The organism is Microbacterium sp. 22215 (genome assembly GCF_052045655.1).
Lineage (GTDB): Bacteria > Actinomycetota > Actinomycetes > Actinomycetales > Microbacteriaceae > Microbacterium > Microbacterium phyllosphaerae.
Genome location: NZ_JBQEPC010000004.1, coordinates 179,092 through 198,009 on the forward strand (window position 1 = coordinate 179,092; position 18,918 = coordinate 198,009).

The following is an 18,918-nucleotide window of genomic DNA, read 5'->3' on the forward strand; positions in this document are numbered from 1 at the left end:
CTCAGCGGTCGTGCGCGGGCGCCGATCGCTCGCGCGTCGACGACCGCTCGGGGATCAGGAGCACGATCCCGAGCGCCAGGCTGATCCCGAGCGCGACCATCTCGCCGACCGCCGATGCGGGAGACATGTGCTCGAGATGCCCCGCGTGATACGCGAAGTGCAGTCCGCCGAACAGGCTCCAGGCCAGGCCCAGTACGCGGAAGACGACCGCGCTTCGCCAGATCAGCCCGCCGACGCTGGCTGCGGCGAGCGCGAGGTACATGGCCCCGACGTCGCGGATCAGATGCTCGTTGTACGGCCCGTCGACCGAGACCCATGAGCCGAGCACCCCGGGGAACGAGTCGTAGAAGCTCTGTGGCGCGATGTAGGCCCATCCGCCGACGAACAGTCCGAGCAGGGCCGAGAACGCGAGGGCGAAGGAGTGGAGTCGTCTCATACCCCTACGACGAAGCCCGACCGCGAAACGTGAGGTCGGGCGCCGTCACTCGGCCTTCGAGCTGAAGAGTCCTCGCAGCACCAGGAACACCACGACCGCGACGACGAGCACGATCGCGAGCTTGGCGATGAACCACAGGATCGAGAACAGCGCGCTCACGATCCACCAGGCGATCACCACGGCGAGGACGACGCCGACGATGGTCCAGAGCGAGTTCTTGTTCATGGTTCCAGCCTAGGCGGCGGTGCGGACGTCACAGATCCGGATGCTGCGGCGTCAGTACTCATGAGGGCGCGATCGGCGCGCTCATGAGTGAAGGAGACGACGTGACGCACGTCAACATCGGCAAGGTCTACGCAGCCCCGTATCAGGCGATGCTGGAGTTCGCCGGCAAGGCCGCAGAAGCAGGGGCGGATGCCGGGCTCTCACCGCTGCTCGTCGAACTGGTGAAGGTGCGGGCGTCGCAGCTGAACGGCTGCGCCTTCTGCCTCAGGATGCACTGCGCCGACGCGGTCAAGGCAGGCGAGACGGCCGACCGACTGGCCGTGCTCGCCGGGTGGTGGGAGTCACAGTACTTCAGCCCCGAGGAGCAGGCCGCACTGCAGATCGCCGAGAACGTGACGCTGATCGGCGACCACGGACGCCTGCAGACTCGCGGGGTCGAGATCGACGGCGTCCTGACCGAGAAGCAGATCGCCGCGGTGACGTGGCTCGCGGTCGTCATCAACAGCTGGAACCGCATCGCGATCAGCAGCCACTACCCGGTGCACGGCTGAACTCTGAAGGACACGAGGGCGGATGCCGAGGCGTCCGCCCTTCCGCATCCGGTGCACTCCCGTCAAGACCCTTCACGGGTGGGCGTGGCCGGGGCGAGACTGCGAGCATCCGATCTTTGGGAGCCTCTCCATGTCCGCGCCAGCAGTCACTCCATACGCCCTCCACGGCATCTCCGCGCGCGGTCCGCTCAGCGATGCCGTCATCCGCCGACTGACCGGTGGCGACGTCGATGATCTCGGCTCTCGCGCCGAGTCCGCGCTCGCGGCGAGCGCCGACGTCGTGCGCGACGACGACATCCAGCTCGCCCTCTTCGTGCTCTACGCCTCGTCGTACGGCTCTCTTCCCGACCTCGACCCGACCCTCGAGTTCGACGTAGCGCTGATCGCCGCGCGGGGCCTTCTCGAGCAGGCGTTCGAGCGGGCACTGCGGGCGACCGTTCCGATGCCCGATCTGCCCGAACCGACCGTGGATGCCGTCGGCCGAGCCCTCTTCGCCCTCGCCGACGCCGACACCGGTCCGAGCCTGTCGCGGTACGTCGCGAAGAAGGCGACCGACGAGCAGATGCACGAGTTCTTCATGCAGCGCTCGATCTACACGCTGCGCGAGGCCGATCCGCATTCCTGGGCGATCCCCCGCCTCAGCGGCCGCGCGAAGGCGGCGCTCGTCGAGATCCAGTCCGACGAGTACGGCGCCGGGCGCCCCGACCGGGTGCACGCGACGATCTTCGCCCGTGCGATGCGCGGCGCCGGGCTGGATGACACCTACGGCGGGTACGTCGACGACGTGCCGGCGATCACCCTCGCCTCGCTCAACTCGATGTCGATGTTCGGCCTCAACCGGCGCCTCGTCGGGGCGATCGTCGGGCACCTCGCCGCGTTCGAGATGACCTCGTCGATCCCCAACCGCCTCTACGCCGACGGCCTCCGGCGCCTCGGATTCACGGAGGATGTCACCGACTACTTCGACGAGCACGTCGAGGCCGATGCCGTGCATGAGCAGATCGCGGCGCGCGACCTCGCGGGTGGGCTGGCCGAGGACCGCCCGGAGCTGCTGGCCGACATCATGTTCGGAGCATCCGCCTGCCTCACGGTCGACGGCTGGGCCGCGGGCCACATGCTCGACTCGTGGATGCGCGGCGAATCGTCACTGCGTCAGCGGGACGCACGATGAGCGCGCACCAGGATGCCGTGACGATCACCGCCTACCCGGACGGGCCGCTGCTCGTGCGCGGTGCCGCCGTGCTCGAGACCTCCGACGGCGAGCCGATCGAGGTGACGCGGCGCACCGTGGCGCTGTGCCGCTGCGGGCTCTCGACCATCAAGCCGTTCTGCGACGGCACACACAAGGCGTCGGGGTTCCGCACCGACGCCTGATCTTCGGGTCGTCGCTCGGCCGGTAGCGAGATCAGTGTCCGACTGCGGGCAGGCATCCGCCGTCCATGATGACTCCGCCGATCTCGACCGTGAGAAGCTCGGCGGAGACCTCGCCGAAGATGCAGCCGCCCTCCGGAGCCGCTGCACCGAACGCGACGGCGCGCTCGTCGCCCAGCGTCTGGACGTCGGCGAGACCGGCATCCGCGAACACCGCCTGCACCGCCTCGACCGAGAGGTCTCCTGACGTGCGGAGCGTCTCGAGCCCGGTGCGGATGTCATTCGCCGGCTTCTCGGCGGCGTCTCGGCTCTCGGCCGAGAGGTCCATACGGTCGCGGTAGCGCTCGTTCTGCGCCATCGCGTTGTCGGGGTCGTACGGCGCGCAGTCCGGCGGCAGATCGATGCCTTCGCCCTGCGGGCAGGCCGCCGTGGGAGTCGGACTCGGGCTCGCGGACGGCGACGCCCCGAGTGGAGTCGGGCCCGCGATCGCGCACCCTGCGAGCAGAGTCGTCATGGTGATGACGAGAAGCAGACGCGCGCCTCTCGACCTGTCCCCCCGGATTCCGGTCATCCCCTCATGCAACCACAGGCGGGCATGCGGACCAACCCTCCTCTCCTGCGGGTCCGACCCCGCTTCAGCGCGGATTCAGCGTGCGCCCGCCAGACTGGGTGAATGCGGATCCTGGTGGTTGACGACGAGGTGCGGTTGGCCGACGCCGTGCGCCGGGGGCTCGAGGCCGAGGGCTTCGCGGTCGACGTCGCGAACAACGGTGTCGACGGGCTGTGGCGATCGCGCGAGACCCGATACGACGCGATCGTGCTCGACCTCATGATGCCGGGCATGAGCGGCTGGAAGGTGTGCGAGGCGCTGCGCGCCGAGGAGAACTGGACGCCGGTGCTCATGCTCACCGCGAAAGACGGCGAATGGGACCAGGTCGAGGCCCTCGAGACGGGTGCCGACGACTACGTCACCAAGCCGTTCTCGTTCGCGATCCTCGTCGCGCGCATCCGCGCCCTCGTCCGGCGCGGTGCCGTCGCACGACCCGCCGTGCTCGAAGCCGGCGATCTGCGGCTCGACCCCTCTTCTCACCATGTCTGGCGTGGCGAGACGCAGGTCACCCTGACCGCCCGCGAGTTCGCCGTGCTCGAGCATCTGATGCGCCACCGCGGTCAGGTGCTGTCGAAGCGCTCGCTGATCGAAGGCGTGTGGGACGACGACTTCGACGGAGACCCGAACATCGTCGAGGTGTACGTCGGGCACCTGCGCCGCAAGCTCGACAAGCCCTTCGGACGCGAGGCCATCGAGACGATCCGCGGCGCCGGCTACCGATTGGCGGCCGACGGTGGCTAGCCGTCCGTGGAAGTCCGTGCGGGCCAGGACGACGCTCGGCGCGACCCTCGTCGTGGCTGTCGCGCTGCTGATCGGGGCGTTCTCGTTCTACGGCATCCTGAGTTCCAGCATCCATGCGAGCGCCGAGCGCGCCGCCGAGCAGCGACTCGAGGAGCTGACCGAGCGTCTCGACGGACCCGGTAGCGGCCCCGGTGGCAGTCGGGGCATCGACACCCTCGACGATGAACTCGTGCAGATCATCGGATCCGACGGGTCGATCCGCTCGGCGAGCGAGGACGCCCGCGACGACCTGGGTTCGAGCGCGCTGCCCATCACGGATGATCCGCGGACGGTGAGGATCGACGGCAAGCCGATGCTGGTCGTCTCGGACGACATCGGCGACGACCAGACCCTCGTGCTCGCCGTGCCGATCGAGGACGACGACGAGACGCTGTCGACCGTCGCTCTGCTGCTCGCGATCGCGCTGCCCCTGCTGCTCGTGCTCGTCGCCGTCACGACCTGGCTCGTGGTGGGCCGTGCGCTGAAGCCGGTCACGCGCATCCGCGAGGAGGTCGACGGCATCACCGCCGAACGCCTGCACAACCGGGTCGAGGTGCCGCCGTCATCCGACGAGATCGCTGCCCTCGCGACCACGATGAACAGGATGCTCGATCGGCTCGACGCCTCGGCGACGGCTCAGCGACGCTTCGTCTCGGATGCCTCGCACGAGCTGCGATCGCCCCTCGCGACGATCCGGCAGCATGCCGAGCTGGCGCAGACGCACCCCGCCACGACGAGCATCGACGAGCTCGCCGAGGTCGTCTCCGACGAGGGTCTCCGACTGCAGGGCATCGTGGAGTCTCTGCTGCTGCTCGCACGCCTCGACGAGGGCGGCGGCACGCACGACGAGTCGATCGACCTCGACGATCTGGCCCTCGGCGAGGTACGCCGGCTGAGGACGCGAGGAGTCGATGTCGACGGCTCCGGCATCCATGCGGCCCGAGTCGCGGGCGACCCGCGCCTTCTCGGCCAGTTGCTGCGCAACCTCGCCGACAACGCGGCGCGGCACAGCGCCGGGCGCGTCGCGATCAGCGTGATCCCGCAGGATGCCTGGGTGTTCGTGACCGTCGAGGACGACGGCGCGGGAGTGCCGGCCGACGAGCGTGAGCGCATCTTCGAGCGCTTCGTGAGGCTCGACGAGGCCCGCAGCAGGGATGCCGGAGGCAGCGGGCTCGGTCTCGCGATCGTCCAGGGCATCGCCACGGCGAGCGGTGGAACCGTGTCTGTGGATGCCTCGCGCTGGGGCGGCGCCCGGTTCGTGGTGACGCTGCCGCTCTCGGACTGAGCAGTCGGCGCACACGACAGCCTGTCGCACCTCGCGTGGGAGCATGGAGCACATGCAGACCCCCATGATCGACTATCTGAACGTGCTGATGGAGTCGTGCGGGGAGGACGCCGGAGAGGTCGCGTCGTACATCCCGGAGCTCGCTCAGGCGGATCCCGATCGACTCGCGATCGCGGTGGCGACCCTCGACGGGGAGGTCTACGTCGCCGGGGATGCCGACGTGGAGTTCACGATCCAGTCGATCTCGAAGCCGTTCACGTATGCGCTCGCGATCGCCGATCAGGGCCTCGACGGCGTGCTCGAGCGGATCGACGTCGAACCCTCGGGAGACGCGTTCAACGAGATCTCCCTCGAGCCCGAGACCGGTCGACCCCGCAACCCGATGATCAACGCGGGTGCGATCGCCGCCCACGCGCTCGTGCAGGGGGCCGATGCGGATGCTCGCACCGACCGCATCCTCGACCTCTACAGCCGGCTCGCGGGTCGCCGACTCTCCATCGCTGAGGACGTGTTCGAGTCCGAGCTGTCGTCCGCCGACCGCAACATGGCGCTCGCGTACATGCTGCGCACGGTCGGCACCCTCGACGCGGAACCGGCCGATGTGGTGCGCGGCTACACCCGGCAATGCTCGGTGTCGGTCACGGTGCGCGATCTCGCACGCATGGGCTCGGTGCTCGCCGCCGGGGGCCGGACGTCGGACGGCGAACAGGTGATCGACCCCGCCATCAACCGGCAGGTGCTGAGCGTCATGACCACGTGCGGCATGTACGACGCTGCGGGCGACTGGCTGACCTCGGTCGGCATCCCCGCGAAGAGCGGCATCGCGGGTGGCCTCATGGGTGTGCTGCCGGGGCAGGTCGGCATCGCCGTGTTCTCACCGCGACTCGACGCGCACGGCAACAGCAGCCGTGGCGTGCGCATGTTCGAGCGGATGAACCATGATCTCGGCCTGCACCTCATGACCTCGACGGACGTGGCCCGCTCCGTGTCGCGCCGGGTGGAGCACGAGGGCGCGACCGTGCACGAGATCGCCGGCGACCTGCACTTCATGGAGGCCGAGCGAGTGCTGCGCGGGTTCGCGGAAGAGCCCGAGGGCGACTACCCCGTGATCGTCGACCTCGACCGCGTGCAACGCGCCAACGACATCGCCAAGCGGATGCTGCTCGAAGGCGTCCGTCGACTGCATCTCGATGGTCACGACGTCCGCATCGTCGACCCCTGGAGTGTGCTCGGCAGCGCCGAGACCGGAACGGGTGAGCTCGTGCACGGCGAGCAGGCGCATGGCGGGTACGTGCCCGCATCCTTCCCCGACGTGACCAGCGCGATCCGCGGCTGAGCCCTCTCGCCGCGGCCGCGCGGTTCCTGAAGACCTCTTCAGGAGGCTTCAGGGTGGCTTCAGCACCCGCGCGAGAGCATCGGATCATGAACGACAAGAACTCGACTCCCGACCAGACGCCCGAGAACCTGCCCGCAGGCGCCACTCCCCCGGCTCCCCCCGCACCGCCAGCCCCCGCTCCGGCATCCGAGGCCGAGACGGTGCCTGTCGCTCCTCTCGCCTCCGACCCGGCATCCGCCCCGGCAGCCCCCGCCACCGCACCCGCGAAGCCCGGACGCAAGCGTGCCCTCCTGATCGGTGGCGGGATCGCCGCGGCCGTGGTGCTCCTCGGTGGCGGTGTGGCGATCGGTGCGGCCGTCGGCGACGACTTCGGTGACGACGACGACCGCGGATCGATCTCGGACGGCCCGCGCGGCGACGACGACCGAGGCGGACAGCCCGGCGATGACCGCGGTGGAGACCGCGATGACCGGGGCGACGACCAGGGCGACGCGCCCCAGGGCGGCGGCCCCGTCACCGGAATCGGCACCGACTCTGCCGATGAGCTCGTCGCGATCGCGGATGCCGCCCGCGGCGCCGCCGAGGGCGACGTCACCTCGATCGACGCGAAGCGCGACGGAACGTGGGAGGTGCAGCTGACCGCCGCGAACGGCAGCGAGACCGAGGTGCGGGTGGATGCCGACCTCGCGACCACCGTCACCTCGACCGAGCAGGACGACCACTCCGCCCCGACGCAGAAGCTCGACGAGACCGCCATCCGCGCACTCGTGAAGGCCGCACTCGCCGAGGCCGACGGCATGATCACCGACCTCGACGTCGACAGCGACGGCGCCAGCCCGTACGACGCATCGGTGCTCACGAGCGACAACCGCTCGATCGACATCGACTTCAGCACCGAGTTCGCCGTCGTCGGAACCGACACCGACGACTGAGCCGATCCCGTCGTTCTCCGAGCCGCCGGTCCTTCGGGGTCGGCGGCTCGACGCATGTCAGCCGGATACCATCGGAGACATGACGAATTCCGGTCCGATCGACGACGTCTCCATCGGCGGCGAGATGATCCGCCTCGGTCAGTTCCTGAAGTACTCGGGGCTGCTCGACTCGGGCGGAGACGCCAAGGAGGTCGTGATCGACGGATTCGTGAAGGTCAACGACGAGGTCGATCGCCGCCGCGGGCGTCAGCTGCACGACGGCGACCTCGTCACCTTCGAGGGACGAACGGTGCGCGTCCGCCCCTGAGCGATCGGCGACCGCGCCCAGCCCGGTTATATCGAACGGCGCGCATACTTCACGTATGACCAACACCAGCACGCCCGTCGTCCTCGTCACCGGAACCTCCACGGGCATCGGCCTCAGCACCGCCGTCGCACTCGCCGACGCCGGGTGGACGACCATCGCGACGATGCGCGATCTCGGCAAGGCGGATGCGCTCCGCTCGGCTGCGAGCGAGGCGGGCGTCGCCCTCGACATCCGCTCGCTCGACGTCACCGACCACGATGATGTGACCTCCGTCATCGGGGCCGTGATCGCCGAACACGGGCATCTCGATGCCGTGATCAACAACGCCGGCGCCGGCGCGCTCGGCACCATCGAAGCCATGAGCCTCGACCGGGTGCGCGCCGCGATGGAGGTCAACTTCTTCGGCGTCGTCGATGTGACCAAGACAGCTCTCCCCCACCTGCGTGCGTCGCGAGGTCGCGTCGTCACGGTCACGAGCGTCGGCGGTGTCGTCGGGCAGCCCTTCAACGAGGTCTACTGCGCGGCCAAGTTCGCCGTCGAGGGATTCATGGAGAGCCTGCATCCGGTGATGAAGAACCTCGGGGTCGCGGTCACCGTCGTCGAGCCGGGCCCGGTGATGACGGAGTTCGTCGCCAACTCCGATGCCGACCGCGAAGCGCTGGTGACCGGCGCCGACGAGGTCTACCTGCCCGCGATCGACAGCTACCTCGCACGCACCCGCCAGGCCTTCGCGCCGGGCAACGCCCAGACTCCCGACGACGTCGCCGCGGTCATCCTCGCGACCCTGACCGCTGACGACCCTGCCTTCCGCGTGCAGACGTCGGCCGCCGCCACCGGATTCACGGCGATCAAGCTCAAGGACCTCGACGGCTCGGCCGTCACCGGCCTCACCGCAGGCTGGGTGGCCACCGCATAGCGATCAGAACCGGGACGCGCAAGGCGGTAGCCCGGCCGGTGACCACGGGCGCACGATGGGACCTCCCCCGCACGGACGACCGAGAGGACCCTCATGTCTCGTGACCAGTACACCTTCACAGATCCCGCGAAGCTCTACGCCGACATCGAGCCGCAGAAGCAGCACATGCCCGAGCCAGGGCTCGATGCCGACCTCGCTCCCCGGGCCGACCTCGGTGAGGAGAGCTACCGCGGCACCGGTCGTCTGACCGGACGCAAGGCGCTCATCACCGGCGGCGACTCGGGCATCGGGGCAGCCACGGCCATCGCCTTCGCACGTGAAGGGGCCGACGTCGCACTCTCGTACCTGCCCGAGGAGGAAGAGGATGCGGCGCGCATCGCCGGCGTCCTCCGCGAGGCCGGCGCGACCGTGGCGCAGATCCCCGGCGACCTGCGCGACCCCGAGTACTGCCGCACGCTCGTCGCCGAGGCGGTCGGCGCGCTGGGAGGCCTCGACATCCTTGTCAACAACGGTGGCAAGCAGGTCTACCAGGAGTCGCTCACCGACATCACCGACGAGCAGTTCGACGACACCTTCAAGACCAACGTGTACGCGATGTTCTGGATCACGAAGGCGGCGCTCCCGCACCTGCCGGCCGGCTCCGCGATCATCAACACCACGTCGATCCAGGCGTACTCGCCGTCGGACATCCTCGTCGACTACGCCTCGACCAAGGCGACCATCAACGCGTTCACGAAGGGCCTCGCCCAGCAGCTCGCACCGAAGGGCATCCGCGTGAACGCCGTGGCGCCCGGGCCGATCTGGACGCCGCTGCAGCCCACCGACGGACAGCCTCCGGAGAAGCTCGCGGAGTTCGGTGAGAACACCCCTCTCGGCCGCATGGGGCAGCCCGCCGAGCTCGCCCCCGCCTACGTGTTCCTCGCCTCCGCCGAGTCGAGCTACGTCGCGGGTGAGACTCTCAACGTCAACGGCGGCATGCCCACCCCCTGAGCCGCTGACCACGGACGCCCCCTCCCGAGACGACCGGGCGGGGGCGTTCTCGCGTTCGGCAACCCCTGGAGAGATGTCGGCGGCGAGAGGCAATATGTCGGTATGGCAGACGGCTACGATCTCGACTTCCTTCCGACGCGCGTTGCCCTGCCCGCTCCGGCGCAGGATTCCACCGAGCTGACCTACCCGCGCTTCACGGTGCTGCTCGATCCCGCTCGTCGGCTGGCCGCTGTCACGGGCGTGAACATCGACGGGGCACTGCTGCGCGAGCTGCCACGCACCGGCGAATGGCGGCTCGACCCCCGGGTGGAGGCCGACCAGCAGACCGGCGCTGACGTGTACGCGCGCAACGATCTCGACCGCGGGCATCTCGTGCGTCGGCGCGACCCCGGGTGGGGTGAGGTCGGCGATGCCCGGGCCGCCACCGAGGCGACGTTCTTCTACCCGAACGCCGCTCCGCAGGCCGCCGGATTCAACCAGTCGAAGGAGCTGTAGCTGGGTCTCGAAGACCACGTGATCGAGTACGCCGAGAGCACCGACCAGCGCCTCTCGGTGTTCACGGCACCGGTGCTCGGCGATCAGGACCCGGCGTATCGCGGCATCCGCATCCCGCTTCGATTCTGGAAGATCGCAGCCTGGCAGGGCGCCGATGGGCTGGCCGCCGCCGGCTTCGTGCTCGACCAGACCGAGCTCGTCGATGCCCGGGACGGCCTCTTCGCCGTGCCGCCGCTGGGTGCGTTCCGCACGTTCCAGGTGCCGATCGCCGAGATCGCGCGCATCGCGGGCGTCGATGTCGGGCCACTCATCGCCGCCGATGTGCTCCCGCGGCGATCCGCACGACCGAGCGAGTGGCGGCCGCTCGTCTCACCGGCCGACATCACGCTCTAGCCGTCGATCCGCCGATTCCAGTGTCTGAGCTTCTCGGGGTTGCAGACGATCCAGATGCGCGACAACAGACTCGACCGCGCCTCAGCCGTCACCGCAGCCACCACCGAGCCCTGTCGCGTGAGAACGAACCCGGGGACGCCGTTGATCGAGGTAGTCGTGGTGGTGGTCTCGGGCGTCATCAAGGCCGCCAGAGCAGCGGATGCCGCCGCGCGGCCGTCGACGGGGGCCGACGACTGAGGCATCCGACCGCCGCTATCGACGATCAGCGTCACATCATGGTGCAACACGGCGTGGACGCCGGTCGGGTCGCCCGCGGTCAGTGCGATCGCCAGGTCGTCCATGATGGTCAGGGCTGGGGCGCCATCCCGCCTCCGGCGCACCCACGCCGGGTACCGCCTGAGGGTCATGCGCCGACCGCGGAGACGTGGCCGAGTTTCTCCGGGCTCATCACCCAGAGCAGCTGTTCGATGCCCTTCTCGGAGGCCGTGACCGTCACGATGGTGGTGACCGTGCCGTTCTCGGTGAGGGTCGCCGCAGGCTGGCCATTGACCTCCACCCAGCCGATCGATTTGCCCGCCCAGAAGTGACGCGCGAACGCCGCGACGAACTTCGCCACACGTGCGGGCCCGTGCACGGGGATCCGGGCAGCCAGCTTCACCCCGTTGCCGTCGGTGTAGCTGATCACGTCGTCGGCGAAAAGTTTCTCGAGTTCCTCGGCATCACCGTTCTGCGCAGCCGTCAGGAAGGCCTCGAGCAGCCGGCGCTGGTGGACAGGCTCGACGGCGACCTGTCGCGCGGACCTCAGGTGCCCACGGGCACGGCTCACCAGCTGTCGGGCGCTCACCACACTCGACGAGATGACCTCGGCGATGCGTGGATAGGGATAGTCGAACGCCTCACGGAGAATGTACGCCGCACGCTCGGTCGGCGTGAGCTTCTCGAGCGTCAGCAAGATCGCGAACTGCAACGCCTCGGCACGCTCGGCGCCCAGAGCGGGGTCATCATCGGTGTTCACCGGCTCGGGCAGCCAGGGGCCGATGTAGGTCTCTCGCTTGGCATGCGCGGACTGCAGCACGTTGATCGACAGACGTGTCGTGATGGTGGTGAGGAAGGCGGCGGGTTCCTGCACCTGGGTCCGGTCGGTGTTCTGCCAGCGGACCCAGGTGTCCTGCACGATGTCCTCCGCATCGGCCACCGTTCCCAGCATCCGATACGCGATGCCGAACAGCCGCCGCCTCTGGGCGGCGAAGACCTCCACCGCGTCGTCGAGATCGCCGTGGCGCGTGCTGCGGGGTTCACTCATCGAGGTCACGTCCTCACTCTCCCTTACTTGCCGCATCGCCGCATCCCCTCTCAGCACGACGACGCGACTTCGGCGCCCGTCATCAGTGATGACCAGCTGGCTGACGCATCTGTGACGAACGAAGCTCATTCCGTCACATCCGGCGCCCCTGGCTGGTCATAAAGGGTGACGCGGGAACCCGCGGCAACCGCATCGAGCACAGGAGCGACATGAGAATCACGGTCATCGGCGGCACGGGACTCATCGGCACCAGGGTCGTGCGCAGTCTGCGCGCCTCGGGACACGACACCGTCATCGCATCGCGCGCCACCGGAGTGAACTCGTTCACCGGGGACGGACTCGAACACGCCCTCTCGGGAGCGCAGGTCGTCGTCGACGTATCGAACTCGTCGTACACCGACGAGGCCGGAGCGCAGGAGTTCTTCTCGATCTCGACCATGAATCTGCTCGCCTACGGAGAGGCCGCGGGGGTCGCCCACCATGTGGCACTCTCCGTCGTCGGCACTGACCGTCTCGCCCGCGCGCAGGGCGGGTACTTCATCGCCAAGGAGCAGCAGGAGCGTCTGATCTCCTCATCCGGTCGTCCGTACTCGCTCGTGCACGCGACGCAGTTCTTCGAGTTCGTCCGAAACATCACCGATCACGCCATGCGCGAGGGAGCGGCGCACGTCGCGGACGTGCTCGTGCAGCCGATGGCCGCCGACGACGTGGCACGAGCCGTCGCCGGCACAGCGCTCGCGGAGCCGCGCTTCGGGATGGTGGAGCACGGCGGCCCGGAGGTGTTCAGCCTGAAGGAGATCGCCGCGCTCGATCTACGCGCGCGCCAGGACGACCGTGAGGTCGTGGCGGATCCGCTCGGTACCTATTTCGGCGCGCACCTCGCCGCGCGTGATCTGCTGCCGGAAGCCACAGCGACGATCGCGCCGACGCGTTACCACGAGTGGCGCGTGCAGAAGCAGGCGAGCGCCTGATCCGCGATCCCGTCACACGCACCGGCGCTGTCCGGTCATACCTGACAGACGCCACTACCGGCGTCTCCCCACGAAAGGTTTGGTCATGGCAAAGATCGTCGTCATCGGAGGCACCGGCCTCATCGGCTCGAAAGTCGTCGCGAAGCTCACCGAGCACGGCCACGAGGCCGTCGCCGCGTCGCCGAACACAGGCGTGAACTCGCTCACGGGTGAAGGCCTCGCCGATGTGCTCGTCGGCGCTTACGCCGTCGTCGATGTGTCGAACTCGCCCTCGTTCGCCCCGGATGACGTGCTCGAGTTCTTCACGACGTCCACGCGCAACCTGCTCGCCGCCGAGGCGGAGGCGGGCGTCACGCATCATGTCGCCCTCACGATCGTCGGCACGAACCGCCCGCAGAACATCGCGTACTTCGCCGCGAAGGTCGCGCAGGAGAAGCTGATCCGCGAGTCCGGCATCGCCTACTCACTCGTGCACGCCACACAGTTCTTCGAGTTCGTCGGCAGCATCGCCGACATCTCGACCGAGGGCGACACCGTGACCCTGCCCGGGGCGCTCATCCAGCCGATCGCGGCAGAGGATGTGGCCACCGCCGTCGCGCGCGCCGCCGCAGGCGAGCCGACCGGTGACATCGAGATCGCCGGACCCGAGACCTTCGGCATGGATGAGTTCGCGCGCCGCGCGCTCGCCTTCCGCGGCGATTCACGCACGGTCGTCCGCGATGACAGCGCCCCCTACTACGGTGCGCAGATCGAGGAGCGCACGCTCATCCCGGTCGAGGGTGCCCACATCTTCGAGACCACACTCGAGGAGTGGCTGCCGCTGAACCCGCCCCGCAACTAGTCACGGCCGTGCCGGGTCATCGCGGCACTGCCGTTGACTCGGCATACCGATCGACAATAGGGCTTGCGCGCGCGGCGCGCTGGTGTCACGCTTGCGTCACAGCTCTGTCGCGCTGTAACGCGACAGCTGGGGTGCCGCCCATATGACGGCATCGGATGGGGCGCCCTTTCTGCCGCCTCCCCCGTGGTGGGGGCGTCCCGTCCATCCCCCGGCTTCAGCCGGCGATCAGTTGAAGTCGCCGCCCGGCGCCATGTCGTGGAAGCGCGAGTAGTGGCCCTGGAAGGCCACGGTGATCGTCGCGGTCGGACCGTTACGGTGCTTGGCCACGATCAGGTCGGCCTCGCCCGGACGCACGTCCTTGTCGTAGACCGAGTCGCGGTGCAGCAGGATGACCATGTCGGCGTCCTGCTCGATCGAGCCGGACTCACGCAGATCGCTGATCGCGGGCTTCTTGTCCTGACGCTGTTCGGGGCCACGGTTCAGTTGCGACAGGGCGATGACCGGAACCTGGAGCTCCTTCGCGATGAGCTTGAGGCTACGGGAGAACTCCGAGACCTCCTGCTGACGCGACTCGACGCGCTTGCCCGACGTCATCAGCTGCAGGTAGTCGATGATGACCATGCGCAGACCCTCGCGCTGCTTGAGACGACGGCACTTCGCGCGAATCTCGACCAGGGTCATGTTCGGGCTGTCGTCGATGTAGAGCGGAGCATCGTTGATGCGGCCCCGGGTCGCCGCGACCGTGGTCCAGTCGCGAGGGTCGAGGTTTCCCTTGCGCATGTTCTGCAGCGGGATCTGGCCCTCGGCGCTGAGCAGACGCATCGCGATCTCACTCTTGCCCATCTCGAGCGAGAAGAAGACGGAGGGCAGGTTGTGACCGATGGATGCCGCGCGCGCGAAGTCGAGCGCGAGCGTCGACTTACCCATGGCGGGTCGGGCGGCGACGACGATCATCTGGCCACCGTGCAGGCCGTTGGTGAGCTCGTCGAGCTCCTTGAAGCCCGTCGGGACACCCGTCATCGACCCGTCGCGACCGCTGGCGGCCTCGATCTCCTCGAGGGCGGCGTCGACGGCGATCTGCAGGGGGACGTAGTCTTCGGTGGTCTCCGAACCGGTGATCGAGTAGATCTCGGCCTGCGCGTTGTTGACGAGGTCGGTGGCGTCGCCCTGACCGTCGTAGCCGAGCTGCACGATGCGTGTTCCCGCGTCGACCAGACGACGCAGGATGGCACGCTCCGACACGATGCCGGCGTAGTAGCCGGCGTTGGCCGCGGTGGGCACGATCGAGGTGAGGGTGTGCAGGTAGTCGGCACCGCCGGCGCGGCTGAGCTCACCCGTCTTGATGAGCTCGTCGGTGACGGCCACGACGTCGGTCGGCTCACCGTGCGAGTACAGCGAGAGGATCGCCTCGAAGATCAGCTCGTGCTTCGGGATGTAGAAGTCGGCGCCCCTGAGCGTCTCGATCACATCGGCGACCGCGTCCTTCGAGAGGAGCATTCCGCCGAGCGCGCTCTGCTCTGCGAGGAGGTCGTGCGGCGGCGTCCGCTCGGGCGGGCGCTTGCCGCCGAGGCGATCCTCGGAGATGTCAGCGATCGACACAGTGTTCCCTTCGATGCGACGAGCTGGTGGGGCGGAGGCGTTGCCGTGGTGTCGTGCTGCGCCACCGACGCGGTTCGAAGCCGTCTTGCACAGCGAACCAGCAGCCTCCGACATCGGGTCGCTCGACCACGCTACGAGCGAGGGTTTTCGGTCGCAACATGGCCTGTGGATAACTCTGTGGAAAGCGTGCGAACAAGTCCGGAGAGTCTGTGCAGAACGGGTGTGGATAACTCGGTGGACTACCTCGAAAGAGACTTTTCTTTTTTAGGCTGAACTGGGTTTTGTAGTTTCCCCACCCTGTGGATGAGAAGGTGCTTCAACTGCGCATTGAAGGTTCATCGAATCCGGTACGGGATGTGTAGAACCTGGGGAAAGTCAAGCCGGAACTTCACCGGGCGCGTCACACTGCGCAACCCCCGGAAATGTGGCGCGATGTAGCCGTTTTCGAGCAGATCACTCTAGACATGCCGGGATACCGGGAGTATCGTCGCCCCCACTCGGCGCGACGTGCGTCGAACGAACGAACGAACGTCTCTCGGGGGAGGGAAGTCGACGTGAACGCTCAGGCAACCCGGCGCGGCCTACCGGCCATCGCCCTCTGGGGTGGCTTGGGCGCGATCGCGTGGGCCGCGATCACCGTTCTCACCGGAGGGTCCTCCGCGCACGCCGACGAGAAGTCGGACGCTCCGCTGCTCGACGGCGTGACCTCACTCGTGAGCCAGACCGTGCCGTCGGTCGGCGACACCGTCACCGCCGCGACCTCGCCGGTCGTCACACAGGTCGTGAAGCCGGTCGTCACCGAGGTCGTCGCCCCCGTCGTGACGCAGGTCGTCGCCCCCGTGCAGCAGTCCGCTCCCCCGGTCGTCGAACACGTCTCTGAAGCCGTCGTCCACGTCCCCGTCGTCGGGACAGCCGCGGCTCCCGTCGTCGAGGCTGTCACCGACACCGCGGAGGCGGTGGTCGCTCCTGTGACGGATCTGCTCACCGATGCCCCGGCCTCTCAGATCGTCACCCCGGTGCAGGATGCTCTCGCAGCACTCCCGGGCGTCGGACACCTGCTCGACGAACTCGGCGTCAACACACTCCTGGATGACGTCGTCGGCGTCGTCGACACCACCACGGAGATCGTGGGCGACGTCGTCGAGAACACCGTTCCTCCGGTACTCGGATCCCTCGACCCGACGGGGCCCGACAGCGGCCCGTCGATTCCCGGCGCGGCCCTGAGCGGCTCCGTNACGCTGCCCGCCACTCTTGCGCCCGCTGGCGCGCAGGCCGCCGGCGGGTCTTCAGCTTCCACTCCTCAGCCGGTGGCTCCCCCCGCTGCTCCGGCCACGAGTGCGCCCGAACCCGAGGGCGGCACGCCCGTCGCGCCGCCCGTCGGTGGACCCGTGGCGCCGTCTTCCTCCGCCGGTTCCGGCGGAGCATCCTCTCTCTCCCACGCGCGTCTCAGCGACGTGGGCGTTCCCGCGTTCCGTGCTGTGGAACGCACCCCCGGTGCACCCGACGACGTCCTTCCGACGTCTCTGGTCGCCGACACCGACGTCTCTCCTGACTGACGGGTTGTCCGGTCGTTCCTCGTGAACGACAGATGCCGTGCTGCGCGCGCACAAGCTCTTTCGCACGCACCCATCCAGACACACCCATTTCAGTCAGGAGAAGGTCATCATGCGCACTTTCATCAAGCGGGCCCTGTGGGGCACGCTTCTCGCCGGCGGGATCACCCTGCTCGGCGCAACGGCCGCCAATGCGGCAGACACCTCGGGAGACGACGGACTTCTCTCGGGGACCCAGGCGGTCGCACCGATCTCGGTGCCCGTCACGATCGTCGACAACGCGATCTCCGTCCTCGGGAGCTCCTCCGCGCAGCCCGCCCCAGCGCCTGCCCCGGCTCCCGCACCCGCGCCGGCACCCGCACCGGCACCGGCTCCCGCTCCCGCCACGAGCGGCGATTCCGGCGCCGCATCCGGCACCCAGGCCGTCGTGGACGTCAGCCTGCCCGTCACGGTGACCGGCAACGCGATCACGGCGCTCGGCGACTCGTCGAGCGATACGGCTCCGGCTGCGCCGTCCGAGGCTCCCCAGGCCCCGGCCCCCACCGCGCCGGCTCCGGCGATCACGACGAACGGCGTCGACGGACTGCTGTCGGGCACCCAGGCCCTGCTGCACGTCGACGTCCCCGTCACCGTGTCGGGCAACTCCGTCGCACTGCTCGGCGAGAGCGAGACTCTCGGACAGGATGCCGCAGCACCGGCCTCCTCGAGCACCCCGACGAGCGGCTCGGTCACGCCGAGCACGTCGGGCGATGACGGCATCGGCAGCGGGACGCAGGTCACCGCCCCGGTCGCCGCACCCGTCAACGTCTCGGGCAATGCGATCTCCGTCCTCGGAGAGAGCTCGGCGACGGGCGGGACGGCCCCGGCAGCACCCGCCACAGGAGGCTCTAGCACCGGCGGCACCACCAGCGGTGACGACGGCATCCTCGGCGGTTCGCAGGTCACCGCACCCGTCACGGCACCGGTGAACGTCGGCGGCAACGCCATCTCCGTCCTCGGCGAGAGCTCGGCGAACGGCGGTGCGACTCCGGCCGCCCCCGCCGCTCCGACGACTCCCGCGACGGGGGCTACGACGTCGGGCGATGATGGTGTCGGCAACGGCACTCAGGTCACCGCACCCGTCACCGCACCCGTGACCGCCACCGGCAACGCCATCTCCGTCCTCGGAGACAGCGCCGTCACCGGCGGCACCGGCACGACCGCCCCCACCACGGGCGGATCGACCGGCGGCACCACCACCGGAGACGACGGCATCCTCGGCGGCACCCAGGTCACCGCACCCGTCACCGCGCCCGTGACCGCCACCGGCAACGCCATCTCCGTCCTCGGAGACAGCGCCGTCACCGGCGGCACCGGCACGACCGCCCCCACCACGGGCGGATCGACCGGCGGCACCACCACCGGAGACGACGGCATCCTCGGCGGCACCCAGGTCACCGCACCGATCGCGCTTTCGATCACGATCGGTGGCAACGCCATCGCCGTGGGCGGCGAGAGCACGGTGACGGGCCCCGGTACGACCCCGGGCACGGACCCCGGTACCGACCCGGGGACTGATCCCGGAACGGACCCGGGAACCGACCCGGGCGCCGACCCGGGAACGGGACCGGCGACCGGCCCCGGAGCGACCGTCGTTGCAGCCGCCACCACCGGCGGCGCGGTGACTGCGGCCGGATCCGCGCAGGGACTCGCCATGACCGGCGGCTCCTCGTCGCTCGGATACGCGGCGGTGGCCGCTCTCCTGCTCCTCCTCGGAGCCGGGATGCTACGCCGTCGCCACGTGACGGCGTAGCCCAGACCCCGGCGGTGACGTCATCCTCGGGGGAGGAGATGCGGCACCGTCGGTGTGCGGATCCCGTGACGCGATGAGCGTGGGTCCCCAGCCCCGCCCGCGGTCTGCGATGCCGCACTGCTCACGGATGCCCCGCGTCCCCAGCGCGGGGCATCCGTCGTGCCCTCCCCCGCCCTCAACGTTCCCCGTGAACCGGCACGTACCCGGCCGGGGACGCAGAACGCCCCCTGTC

19 protein-coding genes and 1 pseudogene are annotated in these 18,918 nt (G+C 69.1%); 14 read left to right on the plus strand and 6 right to left on the minus strand.

The window, feature by feature from the left end; genetic code table 11:
- Position 1: 1 nt before the first annotated feature.
- Positions 2-436, minus strand: coding sequence for a hypothetical protein (locus tag ACTJKH_RS08745; RefSeq protein WP_440736579.1), 435 nt, complete (start codon positions 434-436; stop codon positions 2-4).
- Positions 437-481: 45 nt separating this feature from the next.
- On the minus strand, positions 482-661 hold the full coding sequence (locus tag ACTJKH_RS08750) for a hypothetical protein (RefSeq protein ID WP_201470617.1): 180 nt from the start codon (positions 659-661) through the stop codon (positions 482-484).
- Positions 662-762: 101 nt separating this feature from the next.
- Between ACTJKH_RS08750 and ACTJKH_RS08755 the strand changes: the two genes are divergently transcribed.
- The 3 genes from ACTJKH_RS08755 to ACTJKH_RS08765 all read left to right on the plus strand — a co-directional run bounded on the left by ACTJKH_RS08755 (position 763) and on the right by ACTJKH_RS08765 (position 2,586).
- On the plus strand, positions 763-1,212 hold the full coding sequence (locus ACTJKH_RS08755) for a carboxymuconolactone decarboxylase family protein (RefSeq protein WP_440736580.1): 450 nt from the start codon (positions 763-765) through the stop codon (positions 1,210-1,212).
- Between the two features lie 130 nt (positions 1,213-1,342).
- The gene (locus ACTJKH_RS08760; RefSeq protein WP_440736581.1) at positions 1,343-2,383 is read left to right on the plus strand and encodes an iron-containing redox enzyme family protein; all 1,041 of its coding nucleotides are present in this window, start codon (positions 1,343-1,345) and stop codon (positions 2,381-2,383) included.
- Positions 2,380-2,586 carry a CDGSH iron-sulfur domain-containing protein gene (locus ACTJKH_RS08765; protein WP_210096382.1) on the plus strand — a complete coding sequence of 69 codons (207 nt, stop codon included), beginning with the start codon at positions 2,380-2,382 and terminating at the stop codon, positions 2,584-2,586. The genes ACTJKH_RS08760 and ACTJKH_RS08765 overlap by 4 nt, the downstream gene beginning before the upstream one ends.
- A gap of 31 nt (positions 2,587-2,617) precedes the next feature.
- Here the strand turns inward: ACTJKH_RS08765 and ACTJKH_RS08770 are convergent, their stop codons facing one another.
- Entirely contained in the window at positions 2,618-3,097 is a 480-nt protein-coding gene (locus ACTJKH_RS08770; RefSeq protein ID WP_440736582.1) for a hypothetical protein, read from the minus strand.
- A 159-nt stretch (positions 3,098-3,256) separates the two neighbouring features.
- Here ACTJKH_RS08770 and ACTJKH_RS08775 point away from each other — a divergent pair, with 159 nt between their 5' ends.
- The 8 genes and pseudogenes from ACTJKH_RS08775 (at position 3,257) to ACTJKH_RS08810 (ending at position 10,627) form a co-directional block, all read left to right on the plus strand.
- Entirely contained in the window at positions 3,257-3,934 is a 678-nt protein-coding gene (locus ACTJKH_RS08775; RefSeq protein WP_440736583.1) for a response regulator transcription factor, read from the plus strand.
- Positions 3,927-5,258, plus strand: a complete 1,332-nt coding sequence (locus ACTJKH_RS08780; RefSeq protein WP_440736584.1) for an ATP-binding protein — start codon at positions 3,927-3,929, stop codon at positions 5,256-5,258. Before ACTJKH_RS08775 ends, ACTJKH_RS08780 begins: the two co-directional genes overlap by 8 nt.
- A 52-nt stretch (positions 5,259-5,310) precedes the next feature.
- Positions 5,311-6,594, plus strand: coding sequence for a glutaminase (locus ACTJKH_RS08785; RefSeq protein WP_440736585.1), 1,284 nt, complete (start codon positions 5,311-5,313; stop codon positions 6,592-6,594).
- A gap of 86 nt (positions 6,595-6,680) precedes the next feature.
- Positions 6,681-7,526 carry a hypothetical protein gene (locus ACTJKH_RS08790; RefSeq protein ID WP_440736586.1) on the plus strand — a complete coding sequence of 282 codons (846 nt, stop codon included), beginning with the start codon at positions 6,681-6,683 and terminating at the stop codon, positions 7,524-7,526.
- A 79-nt stretch (positions 7,527-7,605) separates the two neighbouring features.
- Positions 7,606-7,833, plus strand: a complete 228-nt coding sequence (locus tag ACTJKH_RS08795) for an RNA-binding S4 domain-containing protein (RefSeq protein WP_210096385.1) — start codon at positions 7,606-7,608, stop codon at positions 7,831-7,833.
- Positions 7,834-7,888: 55 nt separating this feature from the next.
- On the plus strand, positions 7,889-8,749 hold the full coding sequence (locus ACTJKH_RS08800) for an SDR family NAD(P)-dependent oxidoreductase (RefSeq protein WP_440736587.1): 861 nt from the start codon (positions 7,889-7,891) through the stop codon (positions 8,747-8,749).
- 93 nt (positions 8,750-8,842) lie between these two features.
- Complete coding sequence (locus tag ACTJKH_RS08805) at positions 8,843-9,739, plus strand: SDR family oxidoreductase (protein ID WP_440736588.1); 897 nt, start codon at positions 8,843-8,845, stop codon at positions 9,737-9,739.
- A gap of 102 nt (positions 9,740-9,841) precedes the next feature.
- A pseudogene (locus ACTJKH_RS08810) lies at positions 9,842-10,627 on the plus strand (DNA/RNA non-specific endonuclease).
- Here the strand turns inward: ACTJKH_RS08810 and ACTJKH_RS08815 are convergent.
- Positions 10,624-10,968, minus strand: a complete 345-nt coding sequence (locus ACTJKH_RS08815) for a hypothetical protein (protein ID WP_440736589.1) — start codon at positions 10,966-10,968, stop codon at positions 10,624-10,626. The pseudogene ACTJKH_RS08810 and the gene ACTJKH_RS08815 sit on opposite strands and share 4 nt — an antisense overlap.
- A gap of 62 nt (positions 10,969-11,030) precedes the next feature.
- Positions 11,031-11,930 (minus strand): RNA polymerase sigma-70 factor, encoded by a 900-nt coding sequence (locus tag ACTJKH_RS08820; RefSeq protein WP_440736713.1) that lies wholly within the window; start codon positions 11,928-11,930, stop codon positions 11,031-11,033.
- Between the two features lie 209 nt (positions 11,931-12,139).
- Here ACTJKH_RS08820 and ACTJKH_RS08825 point away from each other — a divergent pair, with 209 nt between their 5' ends.
- Together ACTJKH_RS08825 and ACTJKH_RS08830 are read left to right on the plus strand one after the other, a co-directional pair.
- On the plus strand, positions 12,140-12,901 hold the full coding sequence (locus ACTJKH_RS08825) for an SDR family oxidoreductase (protein WP_440736590.1): 762 nt from the start codon (positions 12,140-12,142) through the stop codon (positions 12,899-12,901).
- Positions 12,902-12,986: 85 nt separating this feature from the next.
- A complete protein-coding gene (locus ACTJKH_RS08830; protein WP_440736591.1) occupies positions 12,987-13,742 on the plus strand; it encodes an SDR family oxidoreductase in 756 nt (251 codons plus the stop codon).
- A gap of 225 nt (positions 13,743-13,967) precedes the next feature.
- On the opposite strand, the gene dnaB is transcribed toward ACTJKH_RS08830, so the two are convergent.
- Positions 13,968-15,341, minus strand: coding sequence for a replicative DNA helicase (gene dnaB / locus ACTJKH_RS08835; RefSeq protein WP_056311057.1), 1,374 nt, complete (start codon positions 15,339-15,341; stop codon positions 13,968-13,970).
- A gap of 1,665 nt (positions 15,342-17,006) precedes the next feature.
- On the opposite strand from dnaB, the gene ACTJKH_RS08840 reads away from it, so the two are divergent.
- Positions 17,007-18,686, plus strand: coding sequence for a chaplin family protein (locus tag ACTJKH_RS08840; RefSeq protein ID WP_440736592.1), 1,680 nt, complete (start codon positions 17,007-17,009; stop codon positions 18,684-18,686).
- Positions 18,687-18,918: the final 232 nt, after the last annotated feature.

Bases quoted from the DNA above. Each gene is read 5' to 3' on its own strand.
- ACTJKH_RS08820 (WP_440736713.1), bottom strand. From the start codon at position 11,930: ATGAGTGAACCCCGCAGCACGCGCCACGGCGATCTCGACGACGCGGTG.
- ACTJKH_RS08775 (WP_440736583.1), top strand. From the start codon at position 3,257: ATGCGGATCCTGGTGGTTGACGACGAGGTGCGGTTGGCCGACGCCGTG.
- ACTJKH_RS08745 (WP_440736579.1), bottom strand. From the start codon at position 436: ATGAGACGACTCCACTCCTTCGCCCTCGCGTTCTCGGCCCTGCTCGGA.
- ACTJKH_RS08800 (WP_440736587.1), top strand. From the start codon at position 7,889: ATGACCAACACCAGCACGCCCGTCGTCCTCGTCACCGGAACCTCCACG.
- ACTJKH_RS08790 (WP_440736586.1), top strand. From the start codon at position 6,681: ATGAACGACAAGAACTCGACTCCCGACCAGACGCCCGAGAACCTGCCC.
- ACTJKH_RS08840 (WP_440736592.1), top strand. From the start codon at position 17,007: ATGCGCACTTTCATCAAGCGGGCCCTGTGGGGCACGCTTCTCGCCGGC.
- ACTJKH_RS08785 (WP_440736585.1), top strand. From the start codon at position 5,311: ATGCAGACCCCCATGATCGACTATCTGAACGTGCTGATGGAGTCGTGC.
- ACTJKH_RS08805 (WP_440736588.1), top strand. From the start codon at position 8,843: ATGTCTCGTGACCAGTACACCTTCACAGATCCCGCGAAGCTCTACGCC.
- ACTJKH_RS08765 (WP_210096382.1), top strand. From the start codon at position 2,380: ATGAGCGCGCACCAGGATGCCGTGACGATCACCGCCTACCCGGACGGG.
- ACTJKH_RS08825 (WP_440736590.1), top strand. From the start codon at position 12,140: ATGAGAATCACGGTCATCGGCGGCACGGGACTCATCGGCACCAGGGTC.
- ACTJKH_RS08795 (WP_210096385.1), top strand. From the start codon at position 7,606: ATGACGAATTCCGGTCCGATCGACGACGTCTCCATCGGCGGCGAGATG.
- ACTJKH_RS08760 (WP_440736581.1), top strand. From the start codon at position 1,343: ATGTCCGCGCCAGCAGTCACTCCATACGCCCTCCACGGCATCTCCGCG.
- ACTJKH_RS08770 (WP_440736582.1), bottom strand. From the start codon at position 3,097: ATGACGACTCTGCTCGCAGGGTGCGCGATCGCGGGCCCGACTCCACTC.
- ACTJKH_RS08815 (WP_440736589.1), bottom strand. From the start codon at position 10,968: ATGGACGACCTGGCGATCGCACTGACCGCGGGCGACCCGACCGGCGTC.
- ACTJKH_RS08830 (WP_440736591.1), top strand. From the start codon at position 12,987: ATGGCAAAGATCGTCGTCATCGGAGGCACCGGCCTCATCGGCTCGAAA.
- ACTJKH_RS08750 (WP_201470617.1), bottom strand. From the start codon at position 661: ATGAACAAGAACTCGCTCTGGACCATCGTCGGCGTCGTCCTCGCCGTG.